The organism is Streptomyces sp. NPDC052107, from assembly GCF_040680215.1.
In the GTDB taxonomy this organism is placed as follows: Bacteria; Actinomycetota; Actinomycetes; order Streptomycetales; family Streptomycetaceae; genus Streptomyces.
Window position 1 is genome coordinate 6,644 of sequence record NZ_JBFAWG010000040.1, and the last position, 15,003, is coordinate 21,646.

10 protein-coding genes and 2 pseudogenes are annotated in these 15,003 nt (G+C 74.1%); 5 read left to right on the forward strand and 7 right to left on the reverse strand.

The annotated features are described in order from the left end of the window. From AB0M27_RS30695 to AB0M27_RS30715, 5 genes and pseudogenes are all read right to left on the reverse strand, one after another. A pseudogene (locus AB0M27_RS30695) lies at positions 1-549 on the reverse strand (Toxic cation resistance protein); the annotation flags it as partial. Positions 550-622: 73 nt separating this feature from the next. Further along, positions 623-2,566: an FUSC family protein gene (locus tag AB0M27_RS30700; RefSeq protein WP_365726375.1), complete on the reverse strand. Its 1,944-nt coding sequence runs from the start codon at positions 2,564-2,566 to the stop codon at positions 623-625. A 74-nt stretch (positions 2,567-2,640) separates the two neighbouring features. Continuing rightward, a pseudogene (locus tag AB0M27_RS30705) lies at positions 2,641-3,393 on the reverse strand (endonuclease/exonuclease/phosphatase family protein); the annotation flags it as partial. Between the two features lie 188 nt (positions 3,394-3,581). Then, complete coding sequence (locus AB0M27_RS30710; RefSeq protein ID WP_365726377.1) at positions 3,582-4,523, reverse strand: hypothetical protein; 942 nt, start codon at positions 4,521-4,523, stop codon at positions 3,582-3,584. A 259-nt stretch (positions 4,524-4,782) separates the two neighbouring features. Further along, on the reverse strand, positions 4,783-5,265 hold the full coding sequence (locus AB0M27_RS30715; protein WP_365726379.1) for a hypothetical protein: 483 nt from the start codon (positions 5,263-5,265) through the stop codon (positions 4,783-4,785). Positions 5,266-5,420: 155 nt separating this feature from the next. Here AB0M27_RS30715 and AB0M27_RS30720 point away from each other — a divergent pair, with 155 nt between their 5' ends. Next, a complete protein-coding gene (locus AB0M27_RS30720; RefSeq protein ID WP_365726381.1) occupies positions 5,421-6,596 on the forward strand; it encodes a PP2C family protein-serine/threonine phosphatase in 1,176 nt (391 codons plus the stop codon). Between the two features lie 119 nt (positions 6,597-6,715). Then, positions 6,716-7,903 (forward strand): hypothetical protein, encoded by a 1,188-nt coding sequence (locus AB0M27_RS30725; RefSeq protein ID WP_365726383.1) that lies wholly within the window; start codon positions 6,716-6,718, stop codon positions 7,901-7,903. A gap of 19 nt (positions 7,904-7,922) precedes the next feature. Here AB0M27_RS30725 and AB0M27_RS30730 read toward each other — a convergent pair whose 3' ends face one another. After that, a complete protein-coding gene (locus tag AB0M27_RS30730) occupies positions 7,923-9,167 on the reverse strand; it encodes an amidohydrolase (protein WP_365726385.1) in 1,245 nt (414 codons plus the stop codon). A 372-nt stretch (positions 9,168-9,539) separates the two neighbouring features. On the opposite strand from AB0M27_RS30730, the gene AB0M27_RS30735 reads away from it, so the two are divergent. Continuing rightward, entirely contained in the window at positions 9,540-10,883 is a 1,344-nt protein-coding gene (locus tag AB0M27_RS30735; protein WP_365726387.1) for a helix-turn-helix transcriptional regulator, read from the forward strand. 734 nt (positions 10,884-11,617) lie between these two features. Here AB0M27_RS30735 and AB0M27_RS30740 read toward each other — a convergent pair. Then, positions 11,618-12,400: a hypothetical protein gene (locus AB0M27_RS30740; protein WP_365726389.1), complete on the reverse strand. Its 783-nt coding sequence runs from the start codon at positions 12,398-12,400 to the stop codon at positions 11,618-11,620. A gap of 344 nt (positions 12,401-12,744) precedes the next feature. On the opposite strand from AB0M27_RS30740, the gene thrS reads away from it, so the two are divergent. Both thrS and AB0M27_RS30750 read left to right on the forward strand, forming a co-directional pair. Further along, positions 12,745-13,971 carry a threonine--tRNA ligase gene (gene thrS, locus AB0M27_RS30745; protein ID WP_365726391.1) on the forward strand — a complete coding sequence of 409 codons (1,227 nt, stop codon included), beginning with the start codon at positions 12,745-12,747 and terminating at the stop codon, positions 13,969-13,971. A gap of 57 nt (positions 13,972-14,028) precedes the next feature. Next, the gene (locus AB0M27_RS30750) at positions 14,029-14,997 is read left to right on the forward strand and encodes a nucleoside hydrolase (protein WP_365726393.1); all 969 of its coding nucleotides are present in this window, start codon (positions 14,029-14,031) and stop codon (positions 14,995-14,997) included. Positions 14,998-15,003: the final 6 nt, after the last annotated feature.

A 15,003-nucleotide genomic window follows, 5' to 3' on the forward strand; every position in this document is an offset into this window, starting at 1 on the left:
TCCCTCGGTCTCGGTGGTCTGCGTGATCTCCGGCTCGGTCTGTGCCTCGGTCTCGGTGGTCTGCGTGATCTCCGGCTCGGTCTGTGCCTCGGTCTCGGTGGTCTGCGTGATCTCCGGCTCGGTCTGTGCCTCGGTCTCGGCGGTCTGCGCGGCCTCCGGCTCGGCCTGTGCCACAGCCTCGGCCGTCTCCGTGACCTCCGGCTCGGCCGTCTCCCGGACCTGCTCAGCGGACTCGGTCGTCTGGGCGGGTGTCGGATCGGACGGCTGCTCGGTCTCGGCCGTTGGGGCGGCGGGGGCCTCGGCCTCGGTCGTCACCGTGGACTCCGCCTTCGAGGGGCGGGGGACCTTGATGTTGTTGAAGGCCGCTGCCACCAGGTCGTGTTCCTCGGAGGAGGAGCGGCGGGGTTCGGGGACGGTGGGGTCGGCCGCGGGGGCCGTGGGCTGGGGGGTTTCCGGTTGCGCCGGCAGGCGGTCAGCACCCTCTGCCTCCGTGGCTCGTCCCTTGCGGGAGCGGCTGAATGCGTTCCGCAGGAGAGTGAGAATGCCCATGTGTGCAACCCTTCACGTGAGTTGATCCACGTCGATCCCTGGCCAGGACGGACACGTAAGGTTAGCGAAGCACTCAGTGGGGGGAAGCGATCGACCGGGCCGCCGCGACCTCCTGGCGGAGCGGCTCCAGGACGCTGTTCGCGGGACCGGTGAGGTCAGTGCGGACCGGGGTCAGGGTTTCGGCGTCCCGTACGCCCTCCGAAAGCTCCCGGAGTTGCAGGACCACCTGGGTGATCTCGGCCGCGGACGGGCGTGCCGCCCCGTGTCGCACGCGGACGCGCGCCGCCGTCGTCGCGTCGACGATACGTTCCACCGCCACGACCAGCGGCCACCACGCGGCCGCGCGGCGGCCGGTCGGCGGTGGTTCGGTCAGGGCCCGCTGGAACTCCGTACGGATCACCGAGAGGTCGCGGTAGAGGCGGCGGCGCATGCGGGCCCGCTCGGCGGGGTCCCCGTCGGCGGTGAACGCCGTCTCCACGTACCGCGCCGTGTCCGCCACCGCGTCGGCCAGCCGGTCGCCGACCCTGGTGCGCCAGCTCTCCGGCCAGAGCAGGTAGCCGGCCGTCAGGGCGATCGCGCAGCCCAGGAGCGAGTCCGCCAGGCGGGGCAGCAGCAACGCCGTGCCCTGGTGGTTCAGGATGTCCGACAGGAGGAGGATCACCGGGGTGATGGCTGCCGTCTGGTAGCCGTAGCCGCGGGGGGTCAGCGCCGGGATCAAGGGGGCCAGGAGCAGCATCGCGAGGACGTCCCACCAGCCCATCGGGACCTCCGCCAGGACCACCGCCGCGATCACCAGGCCCGCCACCGTGCCGAGGGCGCGCAGCAGGGCGCGGGAGAAGACCGAGCCGAAGTCGGGCTTCAGGACGAAGGTGATCGTCAGGGCCACCCAGTAGGAGCGGGGAACGGGGATCAACGACACCAGGGCCTGGGCGACGCCGATGCAGACCGCGAGGCGCAGGCCGTAGCGCCAGGAGTTGGCGGAGAGTACGACGTTGCGGGCCGCTCTGGCCGTGCGGATGCTTAGCGCCGCCGGGCGGCCCAGGCGGTCGTCGATGCCCCGGGGGTCCACGTCGGGGGCCGTCACCACCTCGGCCGTGTGGCGCAGGGCGTGGTCCACCGCGCGGGCCGTCTCCGTCGTCGGTACCGGGAGGTGCAGGGCTATCGGGCCCGTGTAGCCCGTCTCCACCGCCTGGGCGAGGTGGTGGACCGCCTCCGGGATCTCGGGCGGCAGGGGGCGGGCCGCCAGGTGGGCTGCGGGGGCCGCCTCGACCACCGGGATGACGGCGTTCAACTGGGCGAGGAGACGGGTGAGTTCGCGGCTGCGGCCGTGGTGGCGGGCGCGCCGGGCCAGGATCAGGTCGTAGGACTGGTTGAGGGACTGGGTGACCATCCGGCGGGCCTCGTCGTACTCCTCGATGTGGTCCGTGCCGGAGACGGTGAGGAGCGTGGCGAGGGTGCGGTAGGAGGCCGCCACCGCCGCGCGTTCGGGCACGCCCGAGCGCAACGGCCAGGCCAGGAGGGCGAGGAGGAGGACCAGGAGGCCGCCGCCCGTCATGAGGGCCGGGGCCAGCCACCAGGGGCGGGGCAGCGGGAGGCCCGCGCCCACCACGCAGTTCAGGAGCAGGAGCAGGCCGGAGACCGAGGCCACCGCGCCGATCGTCGAGATCATGCCGGAGAGCAGCGCGATCCCGGTCAGCACGGCCACCGCGTACCAGCCGTGGCCGTACACCAGCGCGCCCAGCGCCACACCGACCGCGCCGAAGAGCTGCGGGACGGCGATGTTGAGGATGCGCATGCGGTAGGCGTCGGCGGTGTCGCCGATGACGCCGGACAGGGCGCCCATGGAGGCGAGGGCGCCGTACGCCGGGTAGCCGGTGGCGAGGCCGATCGCCAGGGGGAGGGCCATGGCGAGGGCGGCGCGGGCGACGGCGGCCTTGTTGACGGGGGCCTGCTGGGGGCGGAGGTTCCGGACCAGCCAGTCGGGAGGGGTGAGGCCGATGGGGAACTCTCGCGACATGCGGCCATTATCACCGGTTCGCTCCCCGCCGACCGGAGTCGTCCCAGGTCGGCGCCCTGGTCCCCCCCCCGAACTCACCCGCGCCGGTGCAGGGTGACGTCCACGACGAGGGCCCGGTGGTCGCTGCCGGACACGCCTAGGAAGTGGGCGTCGGTCGCGGTGAAGTCCGGGGAGAGCAGGACGTGGTCGATCTGGGCGCCGAGGACGGAGGCGGTGCGTGCGGGCCAGCTGGCGGCGTGGTCGTGTCCGGCGAGACGGGCGGCGTCGGTCAGGCCGGTGTCGAGGATGCGGCGGAAGGCCGCGTGGTCCTGGGTGGCGTTGAAGTCGCCGGCCAGGACGGTGGGCGTACGGGGGTCGGCGGCCGCGAAGGTGCGGAGCCCGCCGAGTTCGCGCCGCCACAGGCCGACCTGGCCCGGCAGCGGAGGCATGGGGTGGGCGAGTTGGAGGCGTACGGCGTGGCCGTGTACGTCGGCGATCGCGCCGGGCATGCCCATGGTGCCGGGGACACCGGCCGTCGGTTTCAAGGGATAGCGGCTGAGGATGAGCGAGCCGTGGGAGCCGGCCGCGCGGACCGCCTGCCGGTAGGGATAGGCGGTCTCGAAGTCGGCCTCCAGCGTGGCCTGGCAGGTGAACTCGCACTCCTCGACGAAGACGACGTCCGGGCGCCGGTCCCGGATCCGCGGGACCAGGGCGGGAGCGCCGCGCCCGAACTCCACGTTGGAGGTCAGCACGCGCAGGGTGGCGAGTGGCGGGCCGCCGGGGTCGGTGGTGTCGTCGTACGGCTGGACGTACCAGGCGAGCACGCCGAGTACGACGGCCCCGCACACCAGGCACCGAGCCTGCGTCCGGGGCGACGGTTCACGGGCCGAGCCTACGGTGGGCGTTCCACCGCGCGCCGGGAAATCGAGAGGCGGAAGGACACCGTCCCAGCGATGGTGAGACGCGCTGTCGGCTCGTCCTCGCCGAACCCCGTACAGATATCCACAGACTGGGGACGGCGGATGCGCCGGGGGCGTCAGGCCTGGGCTCGGGTCGGGGTCTGGGACGGAGACGGGGGTGGGGGCGACACCGGTGGGGCGGAGGGGCGGGTGCGGCGGGTCAGGCGGAGGCGGCGGGTCAGCCATGCGGTCAGCGCCACCGTGAGGCCGAGGCCCAGCAGGAGCCAGGCCGCCGTGCGCAGGGTCCCGGTGAGGGCGTCGTAGACCGCGCCGACCGCCGGGTGGGGGACGTCGGCGGGCAGGTCGGCCAGGGTGAGGCTGCGGCCGACGGCCACGGCCAGGGCCAGCACACCGCCGCCCAGGGCCGTGCCCAGCGCGGTCGCGGCGACGGCGCGGCGGCGGTGGACGGCGAGGGCGATCCCGGTGGCGGCGAACGCGACGGCCGCCACCGGCAGCCAGAAACCGGCTACTTCGAGCACGTGGAAACCCTTCCGGAATGAGGCCAGTTCGCTTGCCGGGAGCACCGAGACCGCGGTGTGCTCCACGGGGATGCGCGCGGCGATCGGCACATGGTCCCGGGTCAGCTGACGCTTGACCTGGTCGGTGACGGGGGCGAAGTCGACGGTGACCGCCCGCCCGGCCGCCTCGTCGTCCTCCTCGTCGCGCAGGGCGCGCATCACCGCGTCGTGGGTGACCCGGTTGCCGGTGTCCCAGGCCAGCCGGAAGGCCTCGGTCTGGGTGAAGGAGCGCACCGCGTCACGTACGAACGGGCGGACGGAGCCGCCCGCCGGGCGGACGTCCAGATGCCGGTCCACCGCGCGCAGGATGCCGTCACCGACCGTGTCCGCGACGGCCTCCCGCACGTTCGGGTCGGCGGCCAGCGGTGCCATCGTGGTGACGTACCGGCCCGTGTCGGCGAGCCCGTACGCCGCCCAGGCCGCCAGCGCGCCGAACGGCACGAGGAGGCAGGACAGGGCGAGCAGTACGGCCGACAGGGCGCTCCTGATGCGTGGGGGCACGTTTCCAGCCAACGGCCCCGCGGGCGCGAACGCGAGCGGGGCGCGCGCATTCGGGCGAAGACCCGCACCCCTTGGCGGAACTGGGGACTCCGATCTCCGGTGGAGGGTTCACCCGAACGGGTGTTTCCTGGTGTTGGGGGGAGACCGGTGCAAGGCCGGGTGAGGGAAGTGGGGAATTACGGGGGAGGCGTGGGTCCCGGCCCGCCGGGACCCACGTTCACACCTTCGCGGCTCTCGCGGCTTGCGCGGCCCTCGCGGGTCAGCGGACCCGGTGCCCGAACGCGTCCTCGCGCGTGTAGTAGCGGTAGAAGAACGTCCCGAAGGTGCACCCCGCGACGATCAGCGACATCATCACGGTCCGCCAGACCGAGTGCGGCGTCTGGATGTACACGAAGCCGAACGCGATGCCGGCGAACGCCGACCACAGCAGCGCGTGCAGCTCCCGCGTCATCCTCGGGGCCAGCCTCAGCAGGGCGATGGACACCACCGCGAACACCAGCGCGCTGAGCCAGCCGAGCAGCAGGTTCCCGCCGGTGATGGGGCCGCCCTGGCGGGCGTCGGCCGCGACCCAGTAGCCGTAGATCAGGCCCAGTACGACCGGGACGGCGAAGTGCGCGATGCGGTGGGTGCGTGCGTCGAAGACGTCGGGCGGACGGGTGCGCCGCCCACCGGGAACCCGTTCTCCGATCTCCCTGCGGCCGGGGCGGGACATGCCGCCGGGCACGGGTGCCGCTTGAGCCATGAGAGCACTCCTCTCTCTCCTCGCCCCCGCCTTCCAGAGCACACCTGGGGGCATGGCCTGGCAAGTCGGCCAGGAGGGTGACGGGTGCCCGGATGCGGCGGGTTCTCTCCCGTGTTTCGCTGGGAGATGCCGAGACACATGGAGGGCTGCCCGCCGTGACGGACATCGAGTACGGCCGGCGGCGTCGGCCGCTGCGCGTCCGCGGCCGGAAGCTCGGCCGGAACCTCGGCTGGGTACCTCCCCTGCTGCTGCTCGTCGGCATCGTGCTGCTGGACTTCAACACCAGCGAGCGGTTCCGGATCATCACCTGGATCGTGCTGGTCCCCGGTACGGCCGCCGCGATCTGCGGGGTGTGGACGACGGGCGCCTTCGCCGTGCTGGCGGTGGCGACGTACGTCGCCGTCGACAGTGCCTGGCCGGGCGAGTACCGGGCCGGTCTCGGCGACTTCGTCCTGGTCGCCGTCGGCGGCCTGCTGGCCGTGATCGCCTGTGCCGTGCGCCTGCGCAAGGAGCGGCAGACCCTGCACATCCAGGACATCGCCGAGACCACCCGCCGTACCGTGCTGCGCCCGCTGCCCGCGCGCTGGGGCGGACTGGAGCACGCCGGGGTGTATCTGGCGGCCGACGTCGACGCCCGGGTCGGCGGCGACTTCTACGACATCCAGCCCGGCCCGCACGGCACCCGCCTGTTCGTCGGCGATGTGCAGGGCAAGGGGCTCGGCGCGGTGGAGACGGCCGCCGCGCTGCTCGGCACGTTCCGCGAGGCCGGCTACCACGAGGCGGACCTCGCGACCGTCGCCGAGCGCCTGGAGATGCGGATGCTGCGGCACCGCCGGCACACCACCGCGCTCGGCCGTGAGGACGGCGACCGGTTCGCCACCGCCGTGCTGATCGGCTTCCCCGAGGACGCGGAGGAGAGCATCGACGTCGTCAACTTCGGCCACGAGCCCCCGCTCGCCATCGGCCCGCGCGGAGTCCGCGAGTTGCCCAGCGGCGACGGGCTGCCGCTCGGCTTCGGCGACCTCGTGGAAGGTCTGCCGCCCGTGCACCGGGTGCCGCTCGCCGCCGACGAGACCCTGCTGCTGGTCACCGACGGGGTGACCGAGGCCCGCGACCGGCGGGGCACCTTCTATCCGTTGGCCCTGGAGCTCGCGCCCGCGGCCGGCGCCGGGCCGGACCGGGCCGGGCCCTCGCGGTTGGTCTGGCTGGTCCGCGACGGCGTCCTGCGGCACAGCGGCGGCCGGCTGAGCGACGACACCACGGTGTTCGCCGTGCGGCGGGCGCGGGAGGCGGCGGGCGAAGACGGCGAAGAGGGACGTTTGCGGTCCTGAGGCTTTCCCGGGGCGCGCGTTTGCAGCCGCAGCGGTTACGGTGCTGGCTGGAGAGCGTGGAGAGCCGACCAGGGTCGAGAGGGTCGGCGGGGCCGACAGGGGCTACAGGGGGAGGACCGATGGCCGGAACCGTGCTGCTGCTCGCCGCCTCACCGGTGGGCCGGGGGCGGCTGGTGGACGCGGCCGGTGTGCTGCCGGTGCTGGCCGCCGTGGCGCCCGCCGTGCTGTCCGGCACCGACACAGCGAACGTCGTGGAACTCGCCGACCCGCTGGAGCCGCAGGCCGTGCTGACCCGGCTGCGCGCAGCGGCGGCCGCGCCCGGGCCGCTGACCCTGTACATCGCCGGCCAGCTCCAGCTGGACCGCCGGCAGCGGCTGCCGCATCTGGCGCTGGCGCGCACCACCGCGGCGACGGTTCGTTACACCGGGCTGCCGTGGCACTGGATACGGGAGGAGCTGCGGTTGCGCTCCGCTGTGGATACGGCGCTGGTCGTGGACGTGCATGCGGATGAGGAGGCGTGGCGGTACGTCGCCGAGCGCGGGCTGGACTGCGGTGCGAATGCCGCCGTTTACGGTCGTGTGGCGCCGGTGGGCGGGCGGCGGGGGGTGGCCGAGCCGGCGTACATGAAGGCCGTGGCGACGTTGCTGCGCAGTGGGCACCGGCCGCCGCTTGTTCAGTTGCACGAGAAGGCGCTGGCTCGGATCGCCGAGTCGAGTGCTGGGCGTGACCTGGTGCTGGCCGTCCCTGGGGGCTCCGCCCCCAGACCCCCGTTCGCCCACCCGTCCACCCGACTCGGCCGGCTGCAAGGCCAGGCGCCCACGGCACCCGGCACCGACCAGGCCCCGCACGCCGTCACGCAGGTCCCGCTTCCGCCCGGCACCCAGCAGGATCCCCACGCCGCCATCAGCGCAGCCGTGCGGGGTGGGCGGCACGGTGATGCCGACGTACTGGCCGCTCGGCAGGAGCAGCTTGCCGTGGGTGCTTATGGTTCCGCCTCCGACGAAGCCCTGCACTGGGCCGAAGTCCGGGCGGATCTCGCGATGTTCGCGGGGGACGCGGAGCGCAGCTGCCGGGCGTGGCTCGCCGTCGCCGGAGTGCGGCTGGCCGCCGGGCAGGCCGTCGACGCGCCTGCCGTGGAGGCGGCCGTGGACCGGGCGCACCACCAGTGGGGCCGGATCACGGACGCGGCGCGGGCCCGTGAACTCGGGCCAGGACTCGCGGAGTTGCGGCTGCGGGTGCCGGGCCGCCGGCAGGGTGCGCTGGAGAACGTCCAGCGGCAGCTGCGGCAGCTTCAGGCCGCCCAGTAGACCCTGGCAGGGCCGACCGTCAGGCCACCGACAGCAGTGCCAAGGCCCCGGAGACGAGCGTGCGGACGCCGGGGGCGATCATGGACAGGTCGGGGGCGAAGTGCGGGCTGTGGTTGCTCGGTACGGCCGCGAACTTCTCCGGGAGGGTGTCGCCGGGGGCCTTGTCCCACACCTCGGCCGGGGTGGTGGTCACGAACCAGTACGAGTACGGGATGGCACCGTCGAGCGCCAGCGCGGGGAAGTCCTCGCTGCCCATCGCCGGGCCCGGGTCGAACACCGTGCCCGCGCCGAAGACCTCGCCGTGCACGGCGGCCACCGTGGCGTCGGTGGGCGCGTCGTTCACGGTCACGGGAAAGGTGTTGCCGATGGTGACGTCCGGCTCGCGCGGGCAGCCGGCGGCCAGGCACTCGCCCTGCGCGATGCGCCGGATCGCGGCCAGCATCCGCTGCCGTACCTCCTCGGACTGGCTGCGCAGGTTCAGCGAGATGCGGGCCTCGGACGGGATGATGTTGTGCCGGGTGCCGGCCTCGATCCTGCCCACGGTCAGCACGGCGGACTCGCCGGCGGCCAGCTCCCGGGAGACGACCGTCTGCAGGCGGGTGACCAGGTAGGCGGCGGTCACCACCGGATCCACGGTCGCCTCCGGACGCGAACCGTGCCCGCCCCGGCCGTGCACCACGATGTCCACGTCCGTCGCCGCCGACATGATCAGGCCGGGCGCGTGCGGGTACAGGCCCGCCAGGCCCGGAGTGGCATGCTGGCCGAGCAGCACGTCCGGCCGGCCGAACCGCTCGTACAGCCCGTCCGCGATCATCCGGGCCGCGCCCTGCCCGGTCTCCTCGGCCGGCTGGCCCACCACCAGCAGGGTGCCCCGCCAGGTCTCCCGCCCGGCGGCCAGGGCCTCGGCGGCCCCGGTCAGCCAGGTGACGTGCAGATCGTGCCCGCACGCGTGCATCACCCCGTCAGCCTCCGAGGCGTACGGCAGCCCGGTGGCCTCCTGGACCGGCAGCGCGTCCATGTCGGCCCGCAGCAGCACGGTCGGCCCGTCGCCATGGGCCAGCCGGCCCACGACCCCGGTGCCGCCGACGCCCTCGACGGTCTCGAACCCGGCGCCCTGCAGCCGACCGGCCAGCGTCCCGGCGGTGCGGTGCTCGCGCAGGGACAGCTCCGGGTGGCGGTGCAGGTCGCGGTAGAAGTCCTCCCACCGCGGCACCGGGAGGTCGGAGGTCAGGTCCAGGGCGGTACGGGCGGCGGCAGAGGTCATGTTCGCAGCGTAGGCTGCCGGCGGGGCGGGCGGGAGGGTCGGTCGTTCCGGCCGGGAAGCCCTTTACCGGGTTCAAGCCAGGCTGACCCTTCACCTCTCGGGTGCCGACTGCTGGGTCCGGTCGGCGTTCGGTCCGGGCTCCGCCGCACGGGCCGGGCCTGCGTTCGCCGCGAGGATCAGGGCCGCCGCGGCGATCAACGCTGCGGCTACGGCCCTGCGTGCGGTGGTGTTTCCGTAGGGTGCGGATGTACGTCCGGGCACGGCGACCTCGCAACACAACAGCGACGTATTAAGCAGACTTAATCCGCCGTTTAACCTAGGGGCTCAACGGGTCCAACGGCAAGAGGTGCCAGGGGAGTTGGGGGTCAGGCAATGCGGGAACGGGACGACCCTGCGGTCATCGGACGGCGTGTACAGCAACTGCGCACGCAGCGCGGCCTGACGCAGCGGCAGTTGGCGGAACCCGCCTACACGCCCGCCTACATCTCCACCGTGGAGGCGGGCCGGGTGCGGGCCTCCGACGAGGCGCTGCGGCACATCGCCGGCCGGCTCGGCGTGGCCTTCGAGGAGCTGGCCGTCGGCCGGCCCGCCCACCTCGCCACCGACCTCAGGCTGCGGCTCACCGAGGCCCAGCGGGTCCTCGCCGACGGCCGGGCCGAGGAGGCCGCCGGGCAGTACGCGGCGCTGCTCGCCGAGGCGGAGACCCACGGCCTGGCCTGCGAGCAGACCACCGCGCTGCTCGGCCTCGGTGAATGCGCGCTGGAGACCGGCGAGTTGGAGAAGGCCCGGGAGTTCTTCGAACGCGCCGAGGCGCACCTCGCGGACGAGTCCCTCCCGGTGCGGGTGCCTGCCGTCCGGGGCCGCGCGGTCGCGCACTACCTCGCCGGTGAACTCCGCTACGCCGTCTACCTCCTGGAATCCACCCTCGACGAGCTCAACCGCGGCGGACTGCACGACCCCGACGCCCTGCTCCTGCTCTACGCCAGCGTCATCGGCCCGTACATGGACATGGGCGCGCACGCCCGTGCCGCCCAGGCCGCCGAGTTCGCCCTCGCGCTCGCACCGCAGGCCGGCGACCCGGCGCTGATCGCCCGGATGCACCGCTCGGTGGCCCGCACCCTGATCGCCGAGGGCCGGGTCACCGAGGCCGACGCCTCGCTCGCCAAGGCGGCCGAGCTGTACCGCCGGCTGCGGCTGCGCACCGAGCTGGCCAACTGCCACTGGATGCGCGGTTACGTCTGCGCCCAGAACGGCGAACTGGAGCGCGCGGAAGCCGAGTTGCGCCAGGCGTACGCCATGCTCTCGGAGAGCCGGGCCGCGCTCTACCGCAGCCAGGCCGCCGTAGAGCTGGCCGACGTGCTGCACCGCCGAGGCAAGTCGGGGGAGTCCGCCGTACTCCTGGAGGGCGTCCTCGGCGACTTCTCCTCCGAGCGCGGCGCGGTCCACGCCGCCGCGGCCCACCGCCTGCTCGGCATCATCGCCGAGGACGCCCGGGAGACGGAGGCCGCCGAGGAGCACTACGTCCGCGCGCTCAGCCTGCTGGAACGCGCGGGCGCCGCCGGCGACCTGGCCGATCTGTGCCGCCTCCTCGGCGACCTGCTGCGCCGCACGGGCCGCATCGACGCCGCCCTGGACGCCTACCGCACCGGCCTCGGTCACCGCACGACCCCGGGTACGACGACCCTGGGCCCGGCACCGGCCCAGCCACCGCTGTGAGACACGGCGAGAGGCCTTGAAGAAGCCGGGGACCGGGACCTGCGAGGAGCCTCAGGAGAAACCCCGGGAAAGCGCTCGGGAGGCGACCGGGGAAGTCGGCGGTGGGGCCGGCCTGGGAAGGTGCCTGGGGAAGTCGGCGGTGGGGCTGGCCTGGGGAAGCTCGCGGTGGGGCTGGCCCGGGGAGGTGCCTGGGGGAGCCCGCCGAGGGGCCGGCCCGGGAAGGTGCTCGGGGAAGTCCGTGGAGGGGCTGGGAAGCTCGCGGTGGGGCCGGCCCGGGGAGGCGACTGGGGAAGTCCGTGGAGGGGCTGGCCCGGGGAGGTGCCCGGGGAAGTCCGTGGTGGGGCCGGCCTGGGAAGGTGCTCGGGGAAGTCGGCGGTGGGGCTGGCCTGGGGAAGCTCGCGGTGGGGCTGGCCCGGGGAGGTGCCTGGGGGAGCCCGCCGAGGGGCTGGCCCGGGAAGGTGCCCGGGGAAGTCCGTGGAGGAGCCGGCCGGGGGAGGTGCCCGGGGAAGTCCGTGGTGGGGCCGGCCTGGGAAGGTGCTCGGGGAAGTCGGCGGTGGGGCTGGCCTGGGGAAGCTCGCGGTGGGGCTGGCCCGGGGAGGTGCCTGGGGGAGCCCGCCGAGGGGCTGGCCCGGGAAGGTGCCCGGGGAAGTCCGTGGTGGGGCCGGCCGGGGGAGGTGCCCGGGGAAGTCCGTGGTGGGGCCGGCCCGGGACCGCGCCCGGACAAGCGGCCAGGCTCACACCTGTGCCCTCCCCTGCTTGCGGATGTCCGCCAGGCGCAGGGCGCCGATCTGGACGGCGGCCTGGGTCGCGTCGTTCGGGACGTCGCCCAGGCCGCCGTTGGTGAGGGCGAACGCGTCCTGGCCGACCCGGACGGCGGCCACCTCCAGCGTGAGCACGCCGTGCCGGCCGTCGGAATCGGTGGCGGCGAGGCTGACCCTGAGGCCCTGGCGCGCGTCCCCGACCTCCGGCAGCGGGGCGTCGTTGACCTGGACGTCCTCCGTGATCCCGGTCTCCGTGGTGGCCGTGAACCGCGCGCACTGCGCCGGCATCGTCTTCAGCCAGGCGAGCGCCGCGTCCACGTCGGCGGGGCGGCGGGCGGCGATCTGGTAGCGCAGCTGGGCGTCGGTGTCGGCGTCGTCGAGGCCGATGGCGACGCGGGCGGGGCCGCCGAGGAGTTCGTCGGTGTAGAGGGCGTCCAGCAGCCGCTGGCACACTCCGGCCGAGGTGGTCGCCTTCAGCAGCTGGTCCCGCCAGGTGGCCGCCCCTCGGGTCGCCGTCCAGGGGGCGCCGAGGTCGGTCTGGCTGAGAAGCGCGGCCTGCGCCTGCTGGTCGGTGAGGGAGGCACCGTCGGCCCGCGTGGACGCCTTCGGCGTCGGCGACGCCTTGTCGATCGTCGGGAGGGGCTGGATTGCGGTCTCCGGCTGTTTCAGGCCGAGGGCCGCGCAGCCGCCCATGGCGAGGAGTCCGGCGACGATGAGCCAGAACAGGAGGCCGCGTGGGCGTATCGCGTCGGTCATGGAGTGCCTCCTGGGCTGCCTGCTGATGCGGTGCTTGATCTCACGGCACCACCGGCCCGAGCGGCCCACCAGCGCTCCGGGCCGTCCGGGTGACTGGCCCGCGGGGGCCGGGTGAGCGGTCCGCCGGACACGTGTGGGCGGTGCGCGGAAATTGCGTCGGCCCGGTCCCACGGCGGCTGCTACGGTCGCCGTATGCAGCGCGCCCAGCAGTGCCCGAAGAGCACGACGACGCCGGAGACCGTCCCGGCGCGCTGACACCTGACCAGCATCGAAGCCCCGGGGCGAACGCCCCGGGGCTTCGGCGTGCCGTGGGTGTTCGCCTCCCGCAGCGAGGAGACCCGCCCATGAACGACGCACTCCCCGACCACCGCCGCCTCGGCCGCGAGCTCGGCCTGTTCGACACCGACCCGCTGATCGGCGCGGGCCTGCCGTACTGGCTGCCCGACGGCGCGGTCGTACGGCACACCCTGGAGGAGTACATCCGCGAGGCCGAACGCCGGGCCGGGTACCGGCACGTCTACTCGCCCGCGCTCGGCAAACGGGAGCTGTACGAGATCTCCGGGCACTGGGACCACTACAGCGACGACATGTACCCGCCGATGAGACTCGGCGCGGAGGAGGTCGTACTGCGGCCCAGCCTGTGCCCCCACCACGCCCTGATCTACCGCTCCCGCTCCCACAGCTACCGGGAACTGCCCCTGCGCATCGCCGAGCTGGGCGGCATGCACCGTGCCGAACTCTCCGGCGTCCTCGGCGGCCTGACCCGCGTCCGTGCCATCCAGCTCAACGACGCGCACATCTTCTGCACCCTGGACCAGGCGGTGGAGGAGGCCCGCGCCGCGCTGGAGCTGATCGCCCGCGCCTACGCCGACCTGGGCATCGAGGCCGTACGGCACCGGCTGTCGCTGCCCGGGGAGGGCGGGAAGTACGTCGCCGATCCGGAGCTGTGGCGCCGGGCCACCGTCCTGCTGCGGGAGGTCCTGGACGCGTCCGGCCTGGAGTACGAGGAGGCGGAGGGCGAGGCCGCCTTCTACGGCCCGAAGATCGACGTGCAGATCGCCGACCCGGCAGGCCGCGAGTCCACCCTGTCCACCGTGCAGATCGACTTCCACCAGCCGGCCCGCTTCGACCTGCGCTACACCGGCGCCGACGGTGCCAAGCACCGGCCGGTCATGGTGCACCGCAGCATCATCGGCAGCGTCGAGCGGGCCGTCGCCCACCTGATCGAGGCACATGCGGGCGCCTTCCCGGCCTGGCTGGCGCCCGTCCAGCTGGTGGTGCTGCCGGTGGCCGAGGAGCAGGCGGAGCAGGCGGCGGCGGTCGTGCGCGAGGCCGTGGCCCTGGGGCTGCGGGCCGAACTCGCAGACCCGGACCAGGGCAGCCTCGGCGCCCGGATCCGCGCCGCGCGCCTGGTGCCGTACCAGGCGGTGATCGGCGCCCGTGAGGCCGCGGCGGGCCTGGCCGCCCTACGGCTGCGGGACGGCCGCCGGCCCGGCGAGCTGCCGCTGCCGGAGCTGCTGTCCCGGATCGCCGGACGGGTGGCGGAACGCGGCACCGCCCTGTGGGAGTGACCGTACTGATCTAAGGTCGGAACTGATCCAAGGTCGGCTTGACGGAAGGAGTCCGCCGTGACCGGTCAGCCCATCCCCGTGATCATCGACTGCGACACCGGGGTCGACGACGCCCTCGCCCTGCTGCTCGCCGTGCGCCATCCGGGCCTCGATCTGCGGGCGGTGACCTGTGTGGCCGGGAACACGGACGTCGACGGCGTGGTCCGCAACACCCTGACCGTGCTGGAGCGGGCGGGCGCCCCGGACATCCCGGTGGGCCGGGGCGCCGAACGCCCGCTGATCGAGCCGGCCCGCTCGGCGCAGCACGTGCACGGCGTCGACGGCATGGGCGACCTGGGCCTGCCCGCGCCGCGGCGCACCGCGTCCGAGCTGGACGCCGTAACGCTCCTGCGCCGCGAGATCCTGGCCTCGCCGCGCCCGGTCACCCTGATCCCCACCGCGCCCCTGACGAACATCGCCCTGCTCCTGCGCGCCCACCCGGAGGTGACCCGCAACATCGAGCGGATCGTCTTCATGGGCGGCGCGGTGGCCGTCGGGAACGCCACGCCGGTCGCCGAGTTCAACGTGTGGCACGACCCGGAGGCGGCGGCGATCCTGCTCACCGCGGGCGTGCCGATCACCATGTACGGCCTCGACGTCTTCACGCAGGTCGTCGTGGACGCCGCGGACGTGCACCGGATGCGGGCGAGCAGCGACCCCGGCACCCGGCTGGCCGGAGAACTGCTCGCCCACCGGCCGACCGCACAGGGCGAGGCCCCGGAGGCGGAGGAGGCGGGCGGCCTCGGTGACGCGGGCGCGGTGTGCGCGGTCGCCGACCCGCAGGGCATCGTCACGCGTCTGCTGCCGGTCGAGGTGTCCCTGGCACCCGGTCCGACCCGGGGCCAGACGATCGTCGACCGCCGTCCCCGCCACGGCGAGTCCGAAATCCACGAGGGCAGGCGCGAACAGGCGCTGGTGGACGTGGCGTTGGAGGTCGACGTGGCCCGGTACGTGAAGCTGTACCTGGAGACCGTCGAGCGGCCCTGACCGTTC

What these genes read in the sequence shown, in the direction of transcription:
- AB0M27_RS30700 (WP_365726375.1), bottom strand. Translation starts at nt 2,566, where the DNA reads ATGTCGCGAGAGTTCCCCATCGGCCTCACCCCTCCCGACTGGCTGGTC.
- AB0M27_RS30715 (WP_365726379.1), bottom strand. Translation starts at nt 5,265, where the DNA reads ATGGCTCAAGCGGCACCCGTGCCCGGCGGCATGTCCCGCCCCGGCCGC.
- AB0M27_RS30725 (WP_365726383.1), top strand. Translation starts at nt 6,716, where the DNA reads ATGGCCGGAACCGTGCTGCTGCTCGCCGCCTCACCGGTGGGCCGGGGG.
- AB0M27_RS30730 (WP_365726385.1), bottom strand. Translation starts at nt 9,167, where the DNA reads ATGACCTCTGCCGCCGCCCGTACCGCCCTGGACCTGACCTCCGACCTC.
- AB0M27_RS30735 (WP_365726387.1), top strand. Translation starts at nt 9,540, where the DNA reads ATGCGGGAACGGGACGACCCTGCGGTCATCGGACGGCGTGTACAGCAA.
- AB0M27_RS30740 (WP_365726389.1), bottom strand. Translation starts at nt 12,400, where the DNA reads ATGACCGACGCGATACGCCCACGCGGCCTCCTGTTCTGGCTCATCGTC.
- thrS (WP_365726391.1), top strand. Translation starts at nt 12,745, where the DNA reads ATGAACGACGCACTCCCCGACCACCGCCGCCTCGGCCGCGAGCTCGGC.